Origin of the sequence: Lactobacillus sp. B4026 (genome assembly GCF_026535825.1) — a bacterium.
In the GTDB taxonomy this organism is placed as follows: Bacteria; Bacillota; Bacilli; order Lactobacillales; family Lactobacillaceae; genus Lactobacillus; species Lactobacillus panisapium.
In genome coordinates this window covers 4,437-26,281 of the sequence record NZ_JAFNPD010000003.1, presented here as the reverse complement: position 1 = coordinate 26,281, position 21,845 = coordinate 4,437, and the positions used below count along the sequence as shown (strand labels likewise).

Below are 21,845 nucleotides of genomic sequence, written 5' to 3'. Positions count from 1 at the left end.
GGAGTTATTTTATTTTATATATATTAAGAAAAGGGGTTTCTTGGATGGAGAAATTTACAAAAGAATCTTTGGCAAAATACGATGGTAAGAACGGTAATCCCGCTTACGTTGCAATTAATGGCGACGTTTACGATGTTACTGGTAACCCACACTGGGCTGAAGGTGAACACCACGGCAACTTGGCAGGACAAGATTTGACAATTGCAATCGGTCAAGCACCTCACGGCACAAGTGTTTTGGGCAAATTAAACAAAGTTGGTACCTACGAAGACTAATCTAGGTTAACAATTAAACTGAGGACTAATTCTCGATATTCAATCGGGGATTAGTCCTTTTAGTTTTGCATTGACTTTTTGACTGCTGTTTCTAGTTCAGTTATTTTCTTTAACTTCACTTCGAAAAACTTAACCCTTCACAGAAGCGAGCAATTATGTATAAAGCATTATTCCGCTTAGTGCCAAATTATAAGTACTACCTTTAGTCATTTGATTCAAGCTATTTGAGCAATTTTTTAGTTCACAAAATTACGTAACATACTTAATCCTGAACTAGATTCCGTTAAATATTAAAATATATTTATATATAAATTAAATAAGCATTGATATTAATTAAAAATAAGTTATAATAATCTTTGCAAGAGAAAATGAAAAAGCTTTTAATGTCATTACTAGCAGTATCTTCATTAGCTGTAGCAGGTGTTGCAACCGTTCAGGCAGATGCACAAGACAATCCAACATTTGAAACATTTGGAGCTAAAAGAACTGCAGTTAAATCTTTACCAAGGCGGCTATTAATTATCAATAAAAAGTAAAAATGATAGGGCTTAGTACCCTATCATTTTTATTAACATTACTTTACTTATCAAGGAGACAGCTATGCTTGAAGTTAATAATCTGGCCATTAAGACCCGGCAACCAATTCTGCATGATTTTAATTATCAATTTTTGCCAGGTCAATTTTATCAAATTGCTGCAGAAAATGGCTTAGGCAAAACTAGTTTTTTGCGCGCAATTACAGATTTAATTCCGATAGCTACAGGAAAAATCCTTTTAGATGGTAAATCATATTCTCAAAATAAAGAAAAAGTTTTTTTCTTTGAGAGTAGTGACTGGCTTAATCCGAATCTCAATAGTTTAGACTACTTGAAATTTGTCAAGAAAATGTGGAACTCAAGTGCTAGCCTAACAGCAGAAATGGAATTTTTAGGTGTACAAGATTATGCAAAAGTTCCTATAAAAAAATATTCATTGGGTATGAAGCAAAAATTGCTTGTAGCTATGTATTTTGTTAGTGATGCAGAATATTATTTAATGGATGAAATAACAAATGGCTTGGATGAAGAAAGTCGCAATCAACTATACGACCGTCTATCCCAAGAAGTTATTAAGAAAAATAAATGTATCATTATGACCTCTCATTATAGTAGTGAGCTAAGGATTGTAAATTCCCATCGCTTAGTTTTAGATAAGCAAATGATGCGTGAGGTACCAGAATAATGGCATACTTTAGTTTTCAATTAAAAAAAGTCATCAAATCCAATTTATCAGTAATTACCTTATGTATTTTAATAATTATCTCCTTTGGTGTTCTGTATCTTAATGTAATGCAAGTTAATAATGGTACTTCAATAAAAGGTGATGCACAAGGCAATATTGCAATGCAGCAAAATGTTATTGCTCAAGATAAGCAGGCATTAAAAAAGTATTCGCCATCTAGCGAAAGTTATCGAAGAACTGAAACTGCACTTAAGCAAGCCGAGAAGCAGTTACAAGTAAATCAAGCTATAGTTAAACATATTAACAAAAATCAATGGATTCCAGTTTATCAAATAAAAATCAATGACATCAAAAAAATTAAAACTAGTAATTTAAGTGATAATGAGCGTAATTTTATTATTGGAGCAAAGAAACGATATCAGTATCTAATTAACCATCCAATGCCCTACGAAAGCGATGCAGCTATTACTGGTAATCAACTTTTATTGGATTTAAACCAATCTTATTGGCCAATCTTATTTACGTTAGTAATTATTGTTATTCTAACGTATCTATATACTGAAAATTATAAAAATGGCTTGGATATTACATCTGTCCTGCCAATAAATAAATTTAACAATCTACTAATTAGTTGCTCAACCGGAGTTGTAATTAGTTGCATATTGTTTTTTCTACTAAGCCTATTAGTCTTTACTGGAGCTTCTTTAATCTTTGGGACTGGAAGTTTACAATATCCCACGATCATCCATCATTTAGTTAGTGGTCATCAAATAGTTGATCTAGTTCCATTAGCCGCACTAATCCCCCAATTTTTGATTTTGCAAATTCTGGAATTTATCTTTTTAGCCCTATTTATTCAATTATTAGCCAAACTATTACACAACCAACTATCAACACTATTATTAGCGGTACTCATAGTAATTGGTATGGAATTGTCAATAAATGTTATTGTTCCTTTCACCAAAATTGCTCAGTGGATTCCTAGCACATATCTTAACTCATTCAAAGTTGTTTCAGGTGAAATTGCTTATAACCTGAATAATTATCAAATTAATTTTACAAACGGATTAATTACTTTACTTATTGGGACACTCATATTATTCATATTAATTTGTTTGCTAGATAAAGTTAGGGCCCATCATTTTAAAAGTGTAGAGGAACAATAATGGAATATCTTTTATTTGAATTAAAAAAAGTTATCAAAAACAAGTTAGCTCTAATTAGTATTTCTATCCTAATTATAATTTCAGGTATCGTTTTATTCATGAACCTGCATGCCGAATCAGAATTTACTTTACAGGCAGGTGCAAAAAAAGAAATCACATACTACCAAGCAGAAAATGTTAAGCTAAAAAAGAAACTTTTACAGCAAAAGAAGAATAGCGATCTTTATAGAGAAACCAAGTATGCTATTAAGATCAATGAAAAAATCTCTTCACAAGATTATCAAATACAACAAGCTGCTCAAGCCAATAAATGGCATCGTGCCTATACACTTATGTGGGAAAAAAAGAAAAAAGAAAAAAAGTATTTAGAAGCAATTGACTCTAATCAAATTAATCAAGCGCAAGTAAAAGAGCTAAATACTAAACTGGATTTCTTTACTTATTTAAAACTAAAACCTCTAGCCTATGAAAGTCAAGATATGCCAGTAACAGGTATCCAATTTTGGTTACACCTTAATAAGCAATATTTGCCTTATTTATTCACCCTAGTGGCCTTATTTATTTTAACCCTACTATTCACAGAAAATTACAAACAAAAGCTCAACCCTACAAAGCTTATTCCTATTAGCAAATTACGCTTAACCTCAACAGAAATTACCGCTGGCTTAATTTTAATTGGTGGAAGCTTTTTAGTAATAAATTTATTGATGTTCATTGCTGCTACATTCTGTGCAGGTTCAGGAAACCTAGAATTTCCATATTTGACCCATAGTTTTGTTAACGGTAAGGTAACTAATAACTTTGTGGCAAGTGGAAAACTGATTTTACCAATTATTACCTTACAAATTTTGGGCATATTATTTCTAGTAGTTTTAGTTAGACTTTTTGCAAAAATTTTTCGTACACAGCTCCCTACTTTATTATTTACTCTTTTATTAGTTCTAGGAGTAAACATTGCAGAAATAGCTGTTCCAATATTTAAAAAAATCAGTGCTTGGTTGCCAATGACTTATCTGAATGCAGTCGATTCAGCTTCAGGCTATTTAGGATTAATATATCAAAATTCTCATTTAAATTTTGCTTCCGGAATAATCGTTTTACTTTTTAGTACAATAGTTATTCTGGGCTTGACCTTTATAATTGAAAGCTTGCAAAAATTTTAATCAAACTATTTGAAGCCTAATAATGCAGTGATTGCTACCTTCATGTTTAGACAATTTTTTAAATTTTTGGGTAAAATACAATAGTAAGAACTGGACTCACGCTTATGTTGCAATTAAAAACCGCTTTTGCTTATGGCAAAGCGGTTTTTGTTACTCTTTTGAGCTTTAATAATTGTTTTAACCAGGCTAACTTTACAATAGTTTCAAGAAAACAGAGGCAATAATAATTGATGCGACAGAAACAGTAGCAAAGCCGCCTACTAACATCTTAGGCATCATGTTTTCCATCAGATAGGCCTCTTCTTCCTTATTATTAGCTACTTCATGCGAAACTTCACTCGTAATTACATAATCGGCTGGAAAGCCGCACAAAGATGTTAGTGAGCAAGCATAGGCCATTTGCCAAGTCATTTTAAATGGTTTTGCCAAAAGGCTAGACGCAATAAACATACCTAGTAAACCAAGCATAATTAAAACGATGATCTGCACAATAATCGTGCCCATTTGGTGTGGCGTAGTAAGGCTCAGTTGAGCAAAAATATACGCTAGCAAACCATACATTAACCAGTTATAAACACCAGCTTTAGTTAAGACATCGGATTCCAAGAACCCTACTTGATGGGCCAAAACACCAAAAATTAGACAAATGACATTTGAATTAAGGTCAATGTGCAGATAAGTTTTTAATGCAATAGACAGACCACTGCTAAGAGCGGCAATTAAGGCCACTTTGACCAAAATAAATGCAGAAGTTTGGTATTTAGCAGGCATTTTCTTAAAAAGATTATTTTCATTCGAATCATTATCTAACCCGGTTGGTGCCATTTGCTTAACAGGCTGTTTCTGATATTCATTTACCAGGCGACCGCCTTCTTTTTTCAATAGCCAAGAAATTAACGGATAGCCAAATAATGAGTGAAAAATAAACATTGATACAGGTAAAGCAACTAGAGTTTGAATTCCCTGAGCTTTTAATCCATCTGTCATCAAAAGAGCCGAGACTAATCCCCCTGTTAATGGCGGAATTGCCGCAACGACAGTGTGCCAGTCAAAAATCAGCGTACCAATAGTTAAAGTTAAAATTAGCGTACCGCAAACGCCTAAAAGAGCGATACAAACTGCACGCCATTGCTCAAGCAGCTTTTTTAAACTCATTAAGGTTCCCAAATGCACTAATAATAGGCCAACACAAATTGTGCTGAAATTAGTACCAAAAGAGGCTGTTGCAACAACATCTTTGGGCAAAAAGGTCCAATAACCCAATACAAATAAGACTGCCGTCATAAAAACTGATGGAATATAGGTGTGCGTTAGAGAAGATACCCATTCTCCTAACATTAAGAACAGCATCACGACTAAAAATGAGATGATAAATTGCATATTTATACCTCCGCTTGGTTGAGCAATAATTAAAGATAAATTAAAGAGAATATTAACCAATTTATTAAATTAAGTCAATAAAAGATTAAAATAAATTTGACATTAGCTTAAACAATTATTAGAATACACAATTATTACAGCAAATGTTACCAAAGCACTTCAATTTAAACTTAAGGAGGTTATTATGACTAAACAGCTTTTTTACAATTTTTCATTATTTGATGGTAATAAACGTGATCTCCAAGCTGATGCCTGGATGTTAGTTGATGATCAAACGGGTAAAATCGTCAGCGTAGGGACTGATGGCACTAACCTGCCCTCGGCTGAACAAAAAACCGACTTAGCAGGAAAATATGTGATGCCTGGTTTAATTAATTGCCATACTCACATAACCATGGAGCCAAGCGTTGGGGATGGTGGAACTACAGCTAACGTTGTTGCCTCAACGGTTAGAGCTGTCAAAAACTTACATACCTTTTTAAAATCTGGTGTAACCTACATTCGTGAATGTGGTAGTACTTATGATATTGATATTACCTTAAGCAAGCTAGTTGCTGACGGTACGATTGACCATGCACCCGAGATTTTACCATCAGGTCGGCCTTATTCAATGACTGGCGGTCACGGAGATTTCCCTAACTTTGGTCACTTAGTTGATTCTCCTGATGAAATGCGTAAAGCCGTAAGGCGTGGGCAAAAAAAGGGAGCTAAGGCTATCAAGGTCATGGCAACCGGTGGCGTAATGACTAAAAATGATTTTATGGATGATCCGCAATTGAGTACAGCAGAAATAAGCGCGGCAGTTGAAGAAGCTCATCATAAAGGCAACATCGTAGCCGCACACGCAGAAGGTAATCCAGGAATCTTGAACGCTATCAAAGCCAAAGTCGATTCTATTGAACATGGCTTTTATGTTAATGATGAAGAAATTGATCTTATGCTTTCTCAAGGAACCTTTTTAACGCCAACAATTGTGGCAGACTGGGCTATTCCCAAATATGGTACTGGTATTTTGCCCGACTGGGAAATTAAAAAAGCAGCTGATGCACTAGATGATTTACGTCATAATATTGCCCATGCCTATAAGCGCGGTGTTGCGATTACCTTAGGTACCGATGCTGGTACGCCATTTAACGATTTTTCTATGACTCCTTTTGAGCTCGAATTGATGGTTAAAATTGGCTTTAGCACATATGATGCTCTACTAACATCTTGTCAAAACTCAGCTAAATTAATGCAAATTGCCGATGAATACGGCACGCTAGAACCAAACAAATACGCGGACTTCTTAGTATTAGATGCTAACCCATTAGCCGATATTACTGCCGTCCAACAAGAAGATAAAGCGGTATACAAAAAAGGGCAAAGAGCATATTAAAAAGGAGCTATCATAATAATGGAAACACAGCCTTGGTTTAAATTAATTCCGCAAGAGCAAATGATTAAATGGCGGCGATATTTTCATGCTCATCCGGAACTTTCTTTTAAAGAAAACAAAACTAGCAAAGAAATAACTCAGATTCTTGCATCCTTTGACCAAATTACTATTACTCATCCCACTCCTACCAGCGTCCTAGGAACAATTAAGGGAGCATACCCTGGAAAAAAGATTTTACTACGTGCTGATATAGACGCACTTCCTGTAAAAGAGGAAACCGGGCTCGACTTTGCTTCACAAAACGATGGCGTCATGCATGCCTGCGGTCACGATACGCATACCGCAATTTTATTAGCAACAACAAAGGTATTGACTCAATTACGGTCACAATTGCACGGAACGGTTCAGGTCATTTTTCAACATGCTGAAGAGCAGGTGCCTGGCGGTGCAAAGGAAATTGTTGCCAGTGGTCAGTTGCATAATCTCGATGCTGTTATTGGCTTGCACATCATGACTGGGCTTAAAGCCGGAACTGTTAACATCGTAACTGACGGCCCGGTGACAACGGGCGCGGATGCTTTTGATCTAACAATTCAGGGTAAAGGTAGTCACGGATCAATGCCGCAAGAAGGCATCGACCCAATTACTGTCGGTACAGAGATTATTAACCAATTACATACAATTACCTCTCGTTTTACCCCGCCAAAAGACCTAAACGTTGTTACTGTGGGCAAGTTTCATTCAGGCGTAGCTGTTAATGTCTTACCTGACACAGCCACAATCGGCGGTTCCGTTCGCACTATTGATGAGGACACGAGGCAGGCCATTGCCAACAGAATTAAGAAAATTGTCAAGAATACATGTGACACTTATGGTGCTTCCTACCAATTAGATTATCAGTTTGCATATGCTGCAGTCATAAACGATCCTAAGATTGCCAGTCTTGTTAAACGATGCGCACTTAAAGTTTTGCCTAAAGAAATGGTTCCTGCAGGGACAATGATGAGCGCTAGTGAAGACTTTTCCGCATATGGTAAGCTTGCACCTCTTTGCTTCTTCTTGCTTGGTGGTGGAACCGAAGAGGAAGGATATCCTTATTCCAACCATAGTCCTAAATTTATTATTGCTGAAGATGCACTTCTTAACGGTGTAAAAACCGAAGTAGAAAGCGTCTTAGAATTTTTAAGTTAACCAAAGACATTAAAAAACGTGCTAAATCAGGTTGCATAACGTTTGACACCCTGCATCTTAGTACGTTTTTTTCTTAATATTATTAATTTAAAAATAGAGTCCAACAATTGTGCCAGTTAAAATCGATGCTAATGTTGCTCCTAAAAGTAATTTCATCGAAAACTTGGCAACAAATGCACCTTGCTTTGCACTAATTGATTTAATTGCCCCCGTAATAATTCCGATTACACTAAAGTTCGCAAAGGAAATCAGGTACGAAGAAATAATTGCAACGGCCTTAGGACTCAGAGCATGAACTATTTTATGTAACTCTCCTAACGCTACAAATTCATTGGTAAGCATCTTCGTTGCCATCAAGCTGCCAACCTGTTGGATATCTTTAACCGGTACTCCCATTAAATAAGCAATTGGTGAGAAGATGTAACCTAAAATTTGGGTGAAACTGATATGAATGAGTGCCGTACAAGTACTATTTAAAAATGTAACCAGGGCAACAAAGCCAATTAGCATGGCGGCAACAGTAATGGCGAGGTTGAAACCATCCTGAATATAATTGCCAACCACTTGGAAAAATGGTTCTTTTGTTAAGTCACTAGTTGCTGATTCCGCATTGACCGCTTGGTTTTCTTCATCAGTCACGTCATACGGATTAATAATGCAAGAAACAATTAGTGCTGACAAAATGTTTAGAAAAACAGCAGTAACTACAAATTTCCCGGGCACGAGCTGCATATATGAAGCTAAAACTGCCGCCGAAACTGCACTCATAGCTGAGGCACAGATTGTGTAGAGACGTTTTTCATTTAGTTTTGGAATGGTATCTTTAATGGTTAAAAAAACTTCTGGCTGTCCTAAGATTGCTGTTGAAACCGCAAAGTAGCTTTCTAGTTCACCCATTCCAGCAAGTTTGTTTAAGAGATAGCCTGTCCACTTAATGATAAACGGTAAAATCTTTAAGTAGTTTAAAATTCCAACCAAAGCAGAAATAAAAACTATTGGCATTAACACGTTAAGAAAGAAGACCGAAGCTCCTTTTTGAATTACTAATCCACCAAAGACAAAGTTGATTCCGCCAGCTGCCTGAATCATCAGCCAATTAAAGAAACTAGAGATTGCTCCCATCGCTTTAATACCACCAGAAGTATTCAAGCACAGAAAAGAAATAACCAACTGAAGGACAAACATAATGCCCATTTTTTTAAATTTAATATGCTTGCGATCGCTGCTAACTAACCAGCCAATTACTAACACCAGAAGAATTCCGGTTAATAAGAATACAAATCGCATTTTTTCCACCTTTCTAAATAATGAATAGGATAATGGATCTGATCTTTTAGTACCAAGAGCCTGGCGGGCTGCTTTTTACAGCTTCGCAGCTACTCCTAGTAACTATCGCTACTATTTCATGTATTTAAGGTTCGCTATGGTCAAAGCTCAGACTTATCTATTAAGTAAATGACTTTTACCTTTGATTTTGCTAAAAATTACCGACAAACCTCAATTTTAACAGTAACTACTCAATAACTCGATAAATCATTGGCTTTTTATCTGCATGATCTGCAATCGCAATATTCTGATACAGCAGATCCTTAATGTCATCAACATTAGGCCGGTTACTATAAATGGTTAGCAAGCTTTCTCCTGCCTTAACTTCATCGCCAACTTTTTTCTTCAATTCGATACCGACGCTGTAGTCAAGTTGGTCGCCAGCTTTTTGCCGACCACCACCAAGCATCATGCTGGCAATTCCAACTTCATCAGCTTTAATTTCTTCTACAACTCCGCTTTGTTTAGCAGGCAGCTCAATCTTATATTTAGCTTGCGGCATGAGTGAATAGTCGTCAATAACACGTTCATCACCGCCTTGAGCTTTGATCATGGCACGAAAACGATCTAATGCTTTACCTGAACTAATTGCCTCTTCCAGTAATTTCCGGGCCGTTTTTGCATCTGCAGCTTTACCGCCTAAAACAACCATATAGCTACCCAAAGTAAGCATCAATTCTTTAACATCTTCGGGACCCTTACCCTTCAAGACATCAATTGATTCCTCTATTTCAAGTGAATTGCCAACTTTATATCCTAAAGGCTGATTCATGTCGGAAATAACTGCCATACACTTTAAACCAACGCCTTTACCAATTGCAACTAAGGCTTTAGCTAAGGCAACAGAATCATCTAAGGTCTTCATAAAGGCCCCCGATCCCGTTTTGACATCAATTACTAGTGCATCAGTACCAGAAGCAATTTTTTTACTCATAATAGAACTAGCAATTAACGGAATCGAGTCTACAGTATCTGTGACATCCCTTAAAGCGTAAATTTTTTTATCGGCAGGTGCAATATCACCAGTTGCGCCAATAATAGCTAATTTTTCTTTAGCCACTTGTTTGATAAAATCTTGCTCACTGATTTCAACTTGGTACCCTGGGATCGCCTCCAACTTATCCAAAGTACCACCAGTATGCCCTAATCCCCGGCCAGAAATCATTGGGACCGGAATGCCCGTAGCCGCAACAACAGCAGCCAAAGGGATACTGATTTTATCACCAACACCTCCCGTTGAGTGCTTATCCACTTTAATTCCTGGAATTTGTGATAAATCTAGCCGATCGCCAGATTCCATCATTTTCATAGTCAAAGTGGCTCTTTCTTGATCCGTCATATCTTCAAAATAAGTTGCCATCAATAATGCACTCGTTTGGTAGTCTGGAATCGTCTGATTGCAGACACCATCAATGAAAAACTGAATTTCCGGTGAAGTTAATTCTTGACCATTACGTTTCTTGTCAATAATATCGACCATTCTCATTTCTATCTGCTCCTTACTTTCTTTTTACAAAATTTAATAACAAAGTTAGGGAAGCGCTTACAATTTGGGCAAAAAAAGTTACCCATGTTATAGCCAAAATATTTTTATTACCAGTCTTTGCTTGCCTTTATCGCAATCTAGGTGCATTGAGAGGTTTTTTCATTTTGGCTATATCAGAGAATAATTATTCATAATCGATTAGACTTTGGGCTAGCGTAGCATCAATGATTGCAATATTTGCATATCGAGCTTTTAAGACGGCATGAACAGCCGCAGTTTTACGCAAGCCGCTTGCTACTACAATCGAACTTTCTTTTTGCCCCAAAGCTTGCACTTCAATACCAATCGTTCGTTCATTTAACTCTTGATCAATAATTTGACCATCACTATCAATAAAACGGGAAACAACATCGCCAACAGCTTTTGCTTGGATTTCATTTTTCTGAGCTTTAGTGAGGTAGCCTAAGTTAAACAACAATGAATTATTGTTGGTGCTACCAACGGTAAATAAAGCAATATTAGCCTTTTGTCCTAAATCAAGGATTTGTTTAATAAAACGATCCTGTTCAACTAATTCTTTGGTCGTTTTACTATCAAAAATAGTTGGCAGTGGCAAATACTGTGCGCGTGTTTGAAAGGCTTGCGCCAATTCATTAATACTCTCATAGGCATAAGTCTTTTCGTGATTAAAGCTAAAGCCACCTTTAAGCTGCACTGTTTTTACTCCAGGGATTGTCTGCTCAGTTAAGTTAGTCGTCACAGCATGAATCGTCTTGCCCCAACCAATTCCAATAATGTCGTTAGGCTTAACTAAATTAGTCAAAAAGCTTGCAGCATAAGCGCCGACGCTATCAAGACTAGTTTGTTGACCCGCATAATGAGACGGGACGATTTTTATTTGTGCGTGGTAACGTTGTGCCAAAACATTAGTTAAATCCGAATAATTAATAAAAGGATTTTCTATTTCAATTTTAACTAAACCTGATTCCTTGGCTAACTGTAATAGCCGAGAGATTGTCGGGCGGGAAAGCTTCATTTTTTTAGCAATTGCCGCTTGGCTAAGATTCTCTTCGTAGTATAACTGAGCAACTATTAGTGCCTGCTTTAACTTTGTTTCACCGTTATTTGTCATGTTTCACCTATTATTTGAGTTGATTCAAAAAGCTTGTCCCCCAATTATTAGTGTTAGTCTTAAAGTTTTCCGCAACCGTGGCACCAAAATCACTAAACGTTGACCGTGTTCCTAAACTACCCGGATTCTTCATGCTTGGTGAATAAACTAAAAGGGGAACTAATTCTCTAGTATGATCAGTACCTCGATAGCTTGGATCATTACCATGGTCAGCAGTGATAATTAACAAATCATCTTCATGCATTTGAGCTAAAACATGACCAAGGCGATGATCAAAATCCATTAAGGCTTGACCGTCACCTTTTATATTACGCCGATGACCGTACATTGCATCAAAATCAACTAAATTTGTAAAACAAAATCCGGTAAAATCTTTTTGCATGACATGATCTAAGTGATCCATGCCATCCATATTGCTCTCATTATGGTAACCTTGATCGATACCTTCTCCACTAAAGATATCATTGATTTTACCAATTCCAATGGTTGTCACGCCATTATCTTGCAAATAATTTAAAGTTGTTTTTCCAGTTGGTTTAAGAGTAAAGTCGTGCCGGTTTGCCGTTCTAGTAAAATGATCTTTATCTGGGCCAACATAAGGACGGGCAATAATGCGGCCAACAGTATATTCGGGTCCATTTACTAAACTACGGGCATATTCACAGATACGGTATAATTCATCAACCGGAATTACATCCTCATGGGCAGCAATTTGTAAAACAGAATCACCAGAAGTATAAATAATCAAATCACCGGTTTTCATTTGCTGCTCACCTAGTTCAGCAATAATCTTAGTACCGGATTCTGGACGATTACCAATAATTTTTCGTCCGGAAAACTTAGCAATTTTATCTAATAAATCTGCAGGAAAGCCGTGCGGGAAAAATGATAGTTCAGTCTTTACTGGTAACTGCATCATTTCCCAGTGACCATCCATACTATCTTTACCAACCGAAACTTCCTGCATGTTGCCATAGTATCCGATTGGCTGATCAGCCTTAGGAACACCCTTAATGGCAGTCTTACGTTGATTAGACAAACCCAATTTTTGTAAATTAGGTAATTTCAAATCACCATTAAAGTACTCGCCAATATGACCAAGAGTATCCGAACCTACATCGTCAAACTTGGCGGCATCTTGGGCCTCACCAGTACCAATCGAATCTAAAACAATACCAAAAATTCTTTTATAAGCCATTTTTCCTCCCTTTAATCCTTTGCACCTTCGAGTATTTTGACGGTAGCACTGACACCTAAACGATTAGCGCCCGCTTCAATCATGCTGATTGCTTCTTCATAGCTATGAATTCCGCCTGAAGCCTTTACTCCTAAGCGATCACCAACAGTTTGGCGCATCAACTTTACATCAACTGTTTTTGCACCAGCAGAACTAAAACCGGTTGAAGTTTTAACAAAATCTGCATGAGCTTTTTCAGCCAATTGACAAGCTTGAACAATCTGGTCGTTAGTCAAAAATGATGTCTCAATAATCACTTTTAATAACTTGTTTTGTGCATGAACGGCATCGGCTACTTGTTCAATATCCTTTTGAACAGCTTCAGCGTTTCCGCTGACCAATTCACCGATATTGATAACCATATCCAATTCATCTGCACCATCACTGATAGCTTGCTTGGCTTCGAAAACCTTTGTGGCCGTACTGGTAGCTCCTAAGGGAAAGCCAACAACACAACAAGTATTAATTCCAGTGCCAGTTAATTGCTGGTGAACCAATCCTGCCCAATACGCATTGACACAGACAGACGCTGTCTGATATTGTTTGGCTTCAGCACAAGTTTGCAAAATATCCTTCTTACTTGCATTTGGTTTCAAAAGAGTATGATCCAAATACTTTGCTAATTCTGCTTGATTAATTTTTTCCATTAATTGAAACCCCTTTCTCTAATTTCAAGTTAATTATATAGCTTATTTTACAAATGTAAAGTTATTTATTGAAATTTTGTTCACGAAATCAAGATAATGACCTAGTAATAACTACCAAAAAACTGACTATGTAGTCTTTTGAGCAATATTTGGGCACATAAAAAACCGTAAAATTAAGCTAAATAATTTTACGGTTCTTATTTAATTAAATTTTTTATTATTACAACTTTAAAAAGTTCTCCGCGTTGCGCAAATCTTCAATTGAAAGCTGCCCTGGTGCAGAAGTTTGTCCAACCGCGCCAAAAGATAAACTTGAACCAAAAACTTGCCCAGCAATCCTAGTTACCTTGCCAATGTCACCCATTGCCATTGTAATTAACGGATTAGTAATTGCCGCATGTGTTTCAGTTGTCGCCTGCAAAAGAGTTAAGACGTCACTGGCACTATGAGGCATACAAGCAAGCTTGGGCACATCGGCACCAAGCTCTGCCATTTTTTTCAACCGAAATTCAATAACATCTTTAGCGGGAACTTTTTCAAAATCATGATTGCTCATAATTGCGACAAGATTGTAATCATGTGCAAGATTAACCAGATTCTGAACCCGTTTTTCATCATGGAATAATTCAATATCCACGGCATCTCCAAGGCGATTAGTAATTACTGTTTCTATCAGCTTGAGGTAATCATCTTCAGTTAAATCACAGACGCCACCCTCATTTTTAGTACGAAAAGTAACTAAAATTGGCAACTCGCCAACCGCTTTGCGTAGTTTCTTAGCCGTAGTAATTAATTGTTCATAATCATTAATCCCAACAGAATAGTAGTCAATGCGCCATTCCATTAAGTCAGGCCGAGCTGCTAAGATTTCCGTCGCTGAATTAATAATTTCGTCTTCATTTGAGCCAACGTTAGGAACCGCAATCTTGGGCAAACCTTCACCTAAAACAATATTTCTAATTTTTACTGTTGCCATTGGTTTAACCTCAATTATTTATTGTCGTCAGAAAACATAATCTCACGAATATAATCGGTTGGCATGTCTTTTCCGGTCCATAGCTTAAATGATGCGGCTCCCTGATCAATCATCATGCCGATTCCATCATAAACATGTTCAACGCCAGCTTCTTGTGCAACCTTCATTAGCTTAGTAGTTCTTGGCGAATAAACAGTATCAAAGACAACCATATCCTTGTGGAACCATGATGGATCTGAAACCAAAGTTTTATCTTCTAGTGGCTTCATACCAATACTGGTAGCATCACAGTAAATATCACTTTCAGCAATTGAATTTTTAAATGCTTCTTGGTCTGAAAGCTCAGTTAACGAAACTTTACAATCTGTTTTTTCTTGAATAGTTCTTACATTCTTTTCAGCTTGTGCCCATTTATCATCCTTAATATTAAATATTCTAATTTCTTTGGCACCATCAAGTGCAGATTGAACAGCAATTGGTGTAGCAGCACCACCGGCCCCGGTCATGGTCATAACCTTACCCTTAATTGAAATACCTTCGTCCTTAAGGGCCTGCACAAAGCCAATCCCATCAGTCGTGTAACCCGTTAAAACGCCATTGTCATTAACAATTGTATTTACCGCATCACACATTTCCGAAGCAGGAGATAATTTATCCAGGTACTTAATAACTTCTTTTTTATTAGGCATTGAAACATTTGAGCCCCGCATATCTAATGTCCTAATTGCATCAACAGCCTTTTCCAACTTATTATTACCTATTTCAAAACAAAGGTAAGTATAGTTTAAACCTAATTTAGCAAAAGCATTGTTATGCATTGTTGGCGACATTGAGTGCCGGATCGGATATGCCATTAAACCAATTAGATAAGTATGTCCATCTAACCAACCAGTAATTGGACCATTAATTCCCGTAATTTTATTAGCCATTTTAAAGCTCTTCTTTCTTAAAAATAAATCCTTATTTAATATCTATTTAGCTGAGGCACCAGATACAGTATCTGCTTTTTCTGCTGGTGCCGATAAAATTTGCTGGTAATTCGCATTATCTGCTGCTTCTGTGCCCGCTACAAATCCAGATGCATAACTCCATGAATTCATCATACTTGGCATTGAATCATGACCATTAGCTCCCCCAACTATTTCACCGGAAGCATAAAAATTAGCAACAGGATTGAACTCCTGATCAAGCAGCTGCATTTGCTTATTAGTTTCATAGCCACCTAAGGTCGTACAAAAACGGAGCTTTTGCTCAATCACGTAATAAGTAGATCCTTCATATTCGTGCATAAATTTAGCTGGACGGTTAAATTCATGATCCTTGCCGGCTTTAACTTCATCAGCATAATCTGTTAATGTTTTCTGCAAATTAGTGTAGTTAATACCAGCTTTTTGCGCGACTGTTTGTAAATCACCTTTGACTAAAATTGGACTCTTTTTGCCGTCAAGATCAAAAAAGCCCTGAACTTCATCTGCCGTAAAACCATATTTCAGCAATAATTCGTAAAACCTGTCCCAAGTTCGCTGATCCATAACAACAAAGGCAATTTTATCTTTTTGAGCAGCGATTGCATCCCTAAAATGAGTATAAGGTGCCGATTCATTTACAATTCGCTTACCATCGGTATTAACAAAAATAGCCCCCATATCAGTAGCTTCTTTAGTTGAATATGTCGTCAATTTTGCAATCCCCGGTTCTACTTCTAGACCGTGTGGGTAAACCTTATACCAGTCAAGATTGCGTGCTACTAAATTCATATTTTGAGCAAAGTCAAAATAATCACCAGTTGAAGTCATTGGCCCATAGTATGGAATTTTAGTTTTATGCTCGCGATAATCACGTGCACCCCAGCCACCAGCTGCCATTACAAGTGATTTGAAATTAACTTTTACTGTTTCGTGCTTGCCTTCAGCAACCAGTGAAACTAGCTTACCTTGATCGTCTTTATTCAGTTGTTCAACCCTAGTTTCAAGTAGAATTTTTCCACCTTTTTTCGTAAAAGCTTCTGCGACTTTTGAAACTAATTCATAGGAACTTTCTGATGGCATCTCAATTTGGCGGTCGACTGAATGCTCAATTGTTTGCGTTTCAGCTTTTTGATAGGTAAGATTGGCAAACTCTGTGATAAAGTCAACGGCTTTACCAATATTATTAGCTAAAAGCTGCGATAGTTCTGTGTAATTGGTTCCACGACTTTCACGAGTGATGTCTTTTACAAGTAATGCTGGAGAATCTTTTTGTGCTTCTTCACCAAATAAATTAGCAGAAACTTTTGATCCGGTGCCAACGACATTTGACCCATTAAGAATGGTTGCACCGCCAATATAACCGTTCTTTTCAAGCACAAGGACATTTTTTCCGAGCGCCAGGGCGCGCGCAGCAGCCATTAAACCTGCCATTCCTGAACCAATAACTGCAACATCGACATCTAAAGTTACATCGCGGTGCTCTGGTTTTGATAATTTAGACTGAATGGCAATACCGTTTTCCTTAAGTGCCTTACTACCAGAGTCTAGCATTGCCTGGGTCATGATTGATGCACCAGAAACGGCATCAACAGAAAAACTTTGATTTTTAATGACGTTTTCTTTGAGTTTGCCAACTACTTGTTTAAAAATACCAGGCGTTTCCGAACTTTTAGTTACTTTGATATCTTCAATCCGATCATTGGCCACAGCAATATCAAAATCAATTTGACCATTACGTCCCATTGCCTGGGCTTTAATTATTTTTTCTGACATAAATAAATTCACCTTTTTTATTAATTAGCCTTTAATAGCAAATTTCTTACTGCGAACAATTAAAATTGCTGCTAATACTACAGAAATTATTGTGATAATTGCAGTAATCCAGAACACCATCAAAGTACTTGCAGCGTTTGCCTTTAATACAAATGCTGCAACTAATGGTGCAACAAAGTAAACTACGGCTGGTGCAAAACTATAGTATGAGGTAATCTTACCGTGGCTTTGTGGGAAATATGATGTCAGAACTGATAAGCCAACTTGCCACACACCACCAGCAGTAAAGAAACCAACTGCTAGAGCACCGACTTCGCCTGCCACTAATGACGGACTAATGATCATAAACAGTAATCCAAGAGCAGTAATGATTGAGTAAACCAAAATCAGATTTAGCCGTTTAACTTTTGTAACTAAAGCTGAGGTAACAAAAACTGAGATTAAGGAGGCAATTGAATACCAAGAAACTAATTGATTAGCACTTGCGGCAGGCTGATTTAATACGTATTGACCATAATATGGTGCATATAAAGAAAAAATGTAAAACGTAAAACAAAGCGTAAAGCCTAATGCAATAATCATTAAACCGTCAACTGCCAATTTGGGCTGTTGAGCATCTGCTAAATGAGTCTCAGTTTCACCTGTATCATCCTTTTTTTCGACAGCCTGTGGTGCGTAAGCCGTCTTAAGCGTAATAACAACATCAAGTGAAATTATTAATACTAAAATACAAGCTGTTATCCGCGGATTATTAATTAGTTTGACACAAAATGGAAACAGCATTTGCATTACTTGCATTGCCGCTTTAACAAAAGAATTCATTGTTGCTGTTTTTGTAGGAAATGCATCTGCTAAAGCCGGATAACCAGCCGTATCACCAAATGAGTTGGTAGCACCAAAAAACATTGCCGCAATGCCAGCAACCCAAATGTTGCTAGCAAAAGCTGCTCCGAGCAAGAAAACCGCATCACTCAGTAATGCAATTAGTAAAGTTTTCTTGCGCCCAATTTTATCTGAAATTGCTCCAGCAAATAGAATCGTAATAATTCTGCCCAATCCAACCATAGCAATGACCAATGATACTTGAGTCTCGCTGGCATGCCACGAACTAGCTAAAATTTGCCGATATTGGCTAATAAATAGCGTTGCAGCACCAACAACTGCAAAGTGTAAATAAACAGAGGCTGCTACTCCCGCGTAACTTTTTTCTTGTTTCATAACTTCACCTTTCAAAATTAATCGTTAATAAGCACAAATAATATAACCTATTTTATGTTTTATGAATAATTGTTTATAACATGCTTGCTATTATTAATAACTATAATAGAAAACGTTACCACAATGGGATTTATGGCAAAGTTTATACTGCTATCTTTTTGTGAAAGTTGTTTTAAACAAGTAAATATCGTAGTTTTGCACTCGTGAATGCGCTTTAATCAATATTTTTATAGTTTATCTTAATACTTTAGTTAAAAAAATAAATAGCGAGGAGAAGTATCTCTACCTTCAACCTCGCTATTTTATTATTTAATACCAAATCTTTTTTTAATCATTGCAAGATATTTTTGCTCTTCTTGATCCTGTGGATGATACTGCTCAATTGAGCCAGCAATCGGATTCAGTTTCTCATCCACTGCAACATAAGTAAACACAGCTTCTCCAATTAGCTCCGTGCTTGAATCATCGATTGCCAGCCGATTAATCTCAGCATAGATAGTCATCGTTTTGGAAGTTGTTTTAAGCAAACTAACACAAAAACTAATATGATCACCCACATAACTTTTTTTGTGGAAAATAAACTTATCAATTCGGCCAGTAAGTGTTCTCGTATGACAGTATGAGTTAGCAAACATCCCCATTGCCGAATCGGCATTATCCAGTAGTGTGCCACCATGTGTAATATTCATGTGATTTAGCATTTTGGGCGTAATAAAATAATCCGCCATTTGTCGTTTAAAAAAATTATCTTCCATTTACTTCTTGCCTTCCAGCAGTTTTCGTAATAAATATTTTTTTACTTTGCCGTTGGCTGTTTTAGGTAAAGAATCGACTATCAAAATTTTTTCTGGCCATAACTTTTTATCAACTTGCTGTTCTCGTAATTCAGCAAGCAGCTTAGTTTTATTTAGCGCCAGCTGACTATGATTTAAAACAATAATTGCGCCAATTCTTTGTCCTAGACGGTCATCAGGCACGCCTAAAACGGCTACTTCCTTAATATTTTGACAGCTTTTGATTTTTTCTTCAACTAACGCTGCAGAAATATTTTCACCGCCACGAATTATCTTATCGCTATTGCGACCATCAATTTCAAAAAGACCGTCACTATTATAATGACCTAAATCACCTGTTATCAGCCAGCCATGATCAAAAGCTTCACGCGTTTTCTCAGGATTATTAAGATAGCCCTGAAACACTACTGGCCCACAAACTTCAATTATTCCCTGAACGTCTTTTTGTTCGACAACGTGCTGTTTCTTAACGATTCGAACCTTGACGCCAGTTATTGGTGTTACCGCTGTCGTCATAGCCTGATGTTCCGCAAAATAATTGCTTGGCGTGTAACTAAACGGAACTGCTTCTGTTAATCCATAACAATTATAAAGTGGAATATTGCGCTTTTTTGCTTGGACTAACAGACTAGTTTTGATCTTGTCACCGCCACAAATTAACATTCTTAGCTGTCCGATATTTGCAACGTGGAAAAGCAAATCATACATAATAGTTGGCAAGCTATCAATACAAGTAATCGGCAGCCGCAGTAACAATTTAGCCACTTCATCAACTTGATAATGTTTCATTAAAACCATAGTGCTTCCGGCCATCATTGTTGAAATTAATCCGTGGTGAAAGCCAATGGCATGGTAAAGTCCCGAAACTAATAAAATCATGTCATGCTTATTAATACCGAAAGCAGCATTATAGCCTATTTCTGCAGCCAAAACATTTTGATTAGATAAGACCACGCCTTTTGACAGGCCACTGGTTCCAGATGTATTAATTACAATCACTGGTGCGCTAGCCCCTGCTTTATTAGTAAAAGGACTAATACCGTGCTTTATTCTGGTAAAAATTTTTAGATCACCATTTACTTCAACTTGATAATGCTTTAAGTGTTTAAAGTTGCTAATGGTATCTCGTCCACGAACCGAAGCTTGGGAAATAATTGCACAAGGTTGAAACCTTTCCACTAAGTTTTCAACTTCGGTAATGTCCAAATGCGGATTCAGTGGATTTATCACTGCGCCAAGTTCAATGCACGCAAGAATAGTAGCAACATTTTCAACATCAAGTTCAAACTGCAGTGCAACCAAATCGCCTTGACCAATTCGACATGCTTTCAGTAACTTAATTTTAGCCGCAACTAACTTGGCTATCTCACCGTAGCTATATTGCTGATCATTTTCAATTACAAATACTTTTTGTCGACTCTGGCGTAAACGCCAGTTCCATAGCTCCTTAACGGTTGCTATCTTAGCGTTAACATTCATTTTTTCGCCTTACAAAAGATCATTCAGTTGGCTAATGACTTTGTTTGCATCCCCAACAATGCCATAATTAGCCAATTTAAAAATCGGTGCTTCTGGATCAGTATTGACTGCAATTACTTGCTTTGATTTATTCATTCCACTAGTGTGCTGGACAGCACCGGAAATGCCAAAAGCATAGTAGACATCTGGCTTGACCGTCAAATTAGAAATACCAATCATGCGTTCCGGACTAAGCCAACCCAAATCAGTTACTGCTTTAGTGGCGCCAACACTGGCATTCAATTTTTGGGCTAACTTCATCAACGGCTTAAACTGCTGCTGTGAACCTAATCCCTTACCACCAGCTAACACTACTTTAGCAAAAGCCAGTCCATTGCCCGCAGTTTTTGCTTGGCGATACTGCTGCTTTGTTTGCTCATTTAGCGACCAACTGATCACATCAACTTTAGCCGGCTCATTCGCTGCAACGCCATTACACGAAAACGTAATCACCGCTTGTTTAGCTAGGGGAATAACTCGCTTGGCACTAGTAGCACCAATATCTTGCGTAACCGTCAAGTTCGGTGTATCAGTAATTTTTTTGGCATCTGCAACAAAAGTTATATCAAGTAAGGCAGCAATTCTGCTTCCTAGACTACTACCCAAACTATCATTATCAAAGACTAGTAAATAATCTGTTTTGCTTCTGAATATCTGTTTTAGTTTTGTTAAAACAGCATCAAAGTTAGCAATTGTATAAGCATCATTTTGATAAATTGTTGTTTTAACTCCGGATTGAGCGTACTTTTCTGTAATTTCTGTAGCATGATTTGAAAAGACAAGTACTTCTTTTTCACCAGCAAAATTATTCTTTAAACCTGCTAAAGTATTGCTGCGGTTGCCATCCATACTATTTCGATCTTCTACTTGAATATAATAGATTGATGTCATTTTTCTACCTCAATATTCCGTCTTGGCGCAACGCAGCAACTAACTTCTGTGTAGCTTGGGGGTCTTCAGTTAAATCAAAAATTTCTTTTTGCGGTCGTTTATCCT

At 37.1% G+C, this 21,845-nt stretch carries 20 protein-coding genes; 7 read left to right on the top strand and 13 right to left on the bottom strand.

The window, feature by feature from the left end; translation table 11 throughout:
* Nucleotides 1-44 precede the first annotated feature (44 nt).
* The 5 genes from J3U69_RS03430 (at nucleotide 45) to J3U69_RS03410 (ending at nucleotide 3,825) form a co-directional block, all read left to right on the top strand.
* Nucleotides 45-275, top strand: coding sequence for a cytochrome b5 domain-containing protein (locus J3U69_RS03430; RefSeq protein ID WP_103752724.1), 231 nt, complete (start codon nucleotides 45-47; stop codon nucleotides 273-275).
* A gap of 383 nt (nucleotides 276-658) precedes the next feature.
* The gene (locus J3U69_RS03425; protein WP_267413041.1) at nucleotides 659-811 is read left to right on the top strand and encodes a hypothetical protein; all 153 of its coding nucleotides are present in this window, start codon (nucleotides 659-661) and stop codon (nucleotides 809-811) included.
* A gap of 64 nt (nucleotides 812-875) precedes the next feature.
* Nucleotides 876-1,496, top strand: a complete 621-nt coding sequence (locus J3U69_RS03420; protein ID WP_220232611.1) for an ABC transporter ATP-binding protein — start codon at nucleotides 876-878, stop codon at nucleotides 1,494-1,496.
* A complete protein-coding gene (locus J3U69_RS03415; RefSeq protein ID WP_267413039.1) occupies nucleotides 1,496-2,662 on the top strand; it encodes a hypothetical protein in 1,167 nt (388 codons plus the stop codon). Before J3U69_RS03420 ends, J3U69_RS03415 begins: the two co-directional genes overlap by 1 nt.
* Nucleotides 2,662-3,825, top strand: a complete 1,164-nt coding sequence (locus J3U69_RS03410; RefSeq protein ID WP_267413038.1) for a hypothetical protein — start codon at nucleotides 2,662-2,664, stop codon at nucleotides 3,823-3,825. Before J3U69_RS03415 ends, J3U69_RS03410 begins: the two co-directional genes overlap by 1 nt.
* 192 nt (nucleotides 3,826-4,017) lie before the next feature.
* On the opposite strand, the gene J3U69_RS03405 is transcribed toward J3U69_RS03410, so the two are convergent.
* Nucleotides 4,018-5,205 (bottom strand): hypothetical protein, encoded by a 1,188-nt coding sequence (locus J3U69_RS03405; RefSeq protein ID WP_267413037.1) that lies wholly within the window; start codon nucleotides 5,203-5,205, stop codon nucleotides 4,018-4,020.
* A 184-nt stretch (nucleotides 5,206-5,389) separates the two neighbouring features.
* Between J3U69_RS03405 and J3U69_RS03400 the strand changes: the two genes are divergently transcribed.
* Complete coding sequence (locus tag J3U69_RS03400) at nucleotides 5,390-6,583, top strand: metal-dependent hydrolase family protein (protein WP_220232606.1); 1,194 nt, start codon at nucleotides 5,390-5,392, stop codon at nucleotides 6,581-6,583.
* A gap of 18 nt (nucleotides 6,584-6,601) precedes the next feature.
* Nucleotides 6,602-7,774 carry an amidohydrolase gene (locus J3U69_RS03395; protein WP_220220525.1) on the top strand — a complete coding sequence of 391 codons (1,173 nt, stop codon included), beginning with the start codon at nucleotides 6,602-6,604 and terminating at the stop codon, nucleotides 7,772-7,774.
* Nucleotides 7,775-7,861: 87 nt separating this feature from the next.
* On the opposite strand, the gene J3U69_RS03390 is transcribed toward J3U69_RS03395, so the two are convergent.
* From J3U69_RS03390 to J3U69_RS03335, 12 genes are all read right to left on the bottom strand, one after another.
* Nucleotides 7,862-9,061, bottom strand: a complete 1,200-nt coding sequence (locus tag J3U69_RS03390) for a NupC/NupG family nucleoside CNT transporter (protein WP_267413036.1) — start codon at nucleotides 9,059-9,061, stop codon at nucleotides 7,862-7,864.
* Nucleotides 9,062-9,287: 226 nt separating this feature from the next.
* Nucleotides 9,288-10,586 (bottom strand): pyrimidine-nucleoside phosphorylase, encoded by a 1,299-nt coding sequence (locus tag J3U69_RS03385; RefSeq protein ID WP_267413035.1) that lies wholly within the window; start codon nucleotides 10,584-10,586, stop codon nucleotides 9,288-9,290.
* A gap of 184 nt (nucleotides 10,587-10,770) precedes the next feature.
* Nucleotides 10,771-11,718, bottom strand: a complete 948-nt coding sequence (locus J3U69_RS03380) for a sugar-binding transcriptional regulator (RefSeq protein ID WP_220220522.1) — start codon at nucleotides 11,716-11,718, stop codon at nucleotides 10,771-10,773.
* Between the two features lie 10 nt (nucleotides 11,719-11,728).
* Nucleotides 11,729-12,916: a phosphopentomutase gene (locus tag J3U69_RS03375; RefSeq protein WP_220220521.1), complete on the bottom strand. Its 1,188-nt coding sequence runs from the start codon at nucleotides 12,914-12,916 to the stop codon at nucleotides 11,729-11,731.
* 11 nt (nucleotides 12,917-12,927) lie between these two features.
* Entirely contained in the window at nucleotides 12,928-13,602 is a 675-nt protein-coding gene (deoC, locus tag J3U69_RS03370) for a deoxyribose-phosphate aldolase (RefSeq protein WP_267413034.1), read from the bottom strand.
* 220 nt (nucleotides 13,603-13,822) lie between these two features.
* Nucleotides 13,823-14,578, bottom strand: a complete 756-nt coding sequence (aroD, locus tag J3U69_RS03365) for a type I 3-dehydroquinate dehydratase (RefSeq protein ID WP_267413033.1) — start codon at nucleotides 14,576-14,578, stop codon at nucleotides 13,823-13,825.
* A gap of 14 nt (nucleotides 14,579-14,592) precedes the next feature.
* A complete protein-coding gene (locus J3U69_RS03360; protein ID WP_267413032.1) occupies nucleotides 14,593-15,507 on the bottom strand; it encodes a shikimate dehydrogenase in 915 nt (304 codons plus the stop codon).
* Nucleotides 15,508-15,549: 42 nt separating this feature from the next.
* On the bottom strand, nucleotides 15,550-17,319 hold the full coding sequence (locus J3U69_RS03355; RefSeq protein WP_267413031.1) for an FAD-dependent oxidoreductase: 1,770 nt from the start codon (nucleotides 17,317-17,319) through the stop codon (nucleotides 15,550-15,552).
* Between the two features lie 24 nt (nucleotides 17,320-17,343).
* Entirely contained in the window at nucleotides 17,344-18,537 is a 1,194-nt protein-coding gene (locus J3U69_RS03350) for an MFS transporter (RefSeq protein ID WP_267413030.1), read from the bottom strand.
* A 305-nt stretch (nucleotides 18,538-18,842) separates the two neighbouring features.
* Nucleotides 18,843-19,292, bottom strand: coding sequence for an acyl-CoA thioesterase (locus J3U69_RS03345; protein ID WP_220220515.1), 450 nt, complete (start codon nucleotides 19,290-19,292; stop codon nucleotides 18,843-18,845).
* Nucleotides 19,293-20,810 carry a class I adenylate-forming enzyme family protein gene (locus J3U69_RS03340; protein WP_267413029.1) on the bottom strand — a complete coding sequence of 506 codons (1,518 nt, stop codon included), beginning with the start codon at nucleotides 20,808-20,810 and terminating at the stop codon, nucleotides 19,293-19,295.
* 9 nt (nucleotides 20,811-20,819) lie between these two features.
* Entirely contained in the window at nucleotides 20,820-21,740 is a 921-nt protein-coding gene (locus tag J3U69_RS03335; protein ID WP_267413028.1) for an electron transfer flavoprotein subunit alpha/FixB family protein, read from the bottom strand.
* Between the last annotated feature and the right edge of the window lie 105 nt (nucleotides 21,741-21,845).

Excerpts from the sequence above, each read along its gene's own strand:
- J3U69_RS03430 (WP_103752724.1), top strand. The coding sequence starts at position 45 with ATGGAGAAATTTACAAAAGAATCTTTGGCAAAATACGATGGTAAGAAC.
- J3U69_RS03425 (WP_267413041.1), top strand. The coding sequence starts at position 659 with ATGTCATTACTAGCAGTATCTTCATTAGCTGTAGCAGGTGTTGCAACC.
- J3U69_RS03420 (WP_220232611.1), top strand. The coding sequence starts at position 876 with ATGCTTGAAGTTAATAATCTGGCCATTAAGACCCGGCAACCAATTCTG.
- J3U69_RS03415 (WP_267413039.1), top strand. The coding sequence starts at position 1,496 with ATGGCATACTTTAGTTTTCAATTAAAAAAAGTCATCAAATCCAATTTA.
- J3U69_RS03410 (WP_267413038.1), top strand. The coding sequence starts at position 2,662 with ATGGAATATCTTTTATTTGAATTAAAAAAAGTTATCAAAAACAAGTTA.
- J3U69_RS03405 (WP_267413037.1), bottom strand. The coding sequence starts at position 5,205 with ATGCAATTTATCATCTCATTTTTAGTCGTGATGCTGTTCTTAATGTTA.
- J3U69_RS03400 (WP_220232606.1), top strand. The coding sequence starts at position 5,390 with ATGACTAAACAGCTTTTTTACAATTTTTCATTATTTGATGGTAATAAA.
- J3U69_RS03395 (WP_220220525.1), top strand. The coding sequence starts at position 6,602 with ATGGAAACACAGCCTTGGTTTAAATTAATTCCGCAAGAGCAAATGATT.
- J3U69_RS03390 (WP_267413036.1), bottom strand. The coding sequence starts at position 9,061 with ATGCGATTTGTATTCTTATTAACCGGAATTCTTCTGGTGTTAGTAATT.
- J3U69_RS03385 (WP_267413035.1), bottom strand. The coding sequence starts at position 10,586 with ATGAGAATGGTCGATATTATTGACAAGAAACGTAATGGTCAAGAATTA.
- J3U69_RS03380 (WP_220220522.1), bottom strand. The coding sequence starts at position 11,718 with ATGACAAATAACGGTGAAACAAAGTTAAAGCAGGCACTAATAGTTGCT.
- J3U69_RS03375 (WP_220220521.1), bottom strand. The coding sequence starts at position 12,916 with ATGGCTTATAAAAGAATTTTTGGTATTGTTTTAGATTCGATTGGTACT.
- deoC (WP_267413034.1), bottom strand. The coding sequence starts at position 13,602 with ATGGAAAAAATTAATCAAGCAGAATTAGCAAAGTATTTGGATCATACT.
- aroD (WP_267413033.1), bottom strand. The coding sequence starts at position 14,578 with ATGGCAACAGTAAAAATTAGAAATATTGTTTTAGGTGAAGGTTTGCCC.
- J3U69_RS03360 (WP_267413032.1), bottom strand. The coding sequence starts at position 15,507 with ATGGCTAATAAAATTACGGGAATTAATGGTCCAATTACTGGTTGGTTA.
- J3U69_RS03355 (WP_267413031.1), bottom strand. The coding sequence starts at position 17,319 with ATGTCAGAAAAAATAATTAAAGCCCAGGCAATGGGACGTAATGGTCAA.
- J3U69_RS03350 (WP_267413030.1), bottom strand. The coding sequence starts at position 18,537 with ATGAAACAAGAAAAAAGTTACGCGGGAGTAGCAGCCTCTGTTTATTTA.
- J3U69_RS03345 (WP_220220515.1), bottom strand. The coding sequence starts at position 19,292 with ATGGAAGATAATTTTTTTAAACGACAAATGGCGGATTATTTTATTACG.
- J3U69_RS03340 (WP_267413029.1), bottom strand. The coding sequence starts at position 20,810 with ATGAATGTTAACGCTAAGATAGCAACCGTTAAGGAGCTATGGAACTGG.
- J3U69_RS03335 (WP_267413028.1), bottom strand. The coding sequence starts at position 21,740 with ATGACATCAATCTATTATATTCAAGTAGAAGATCGAAATAGTATGGAT.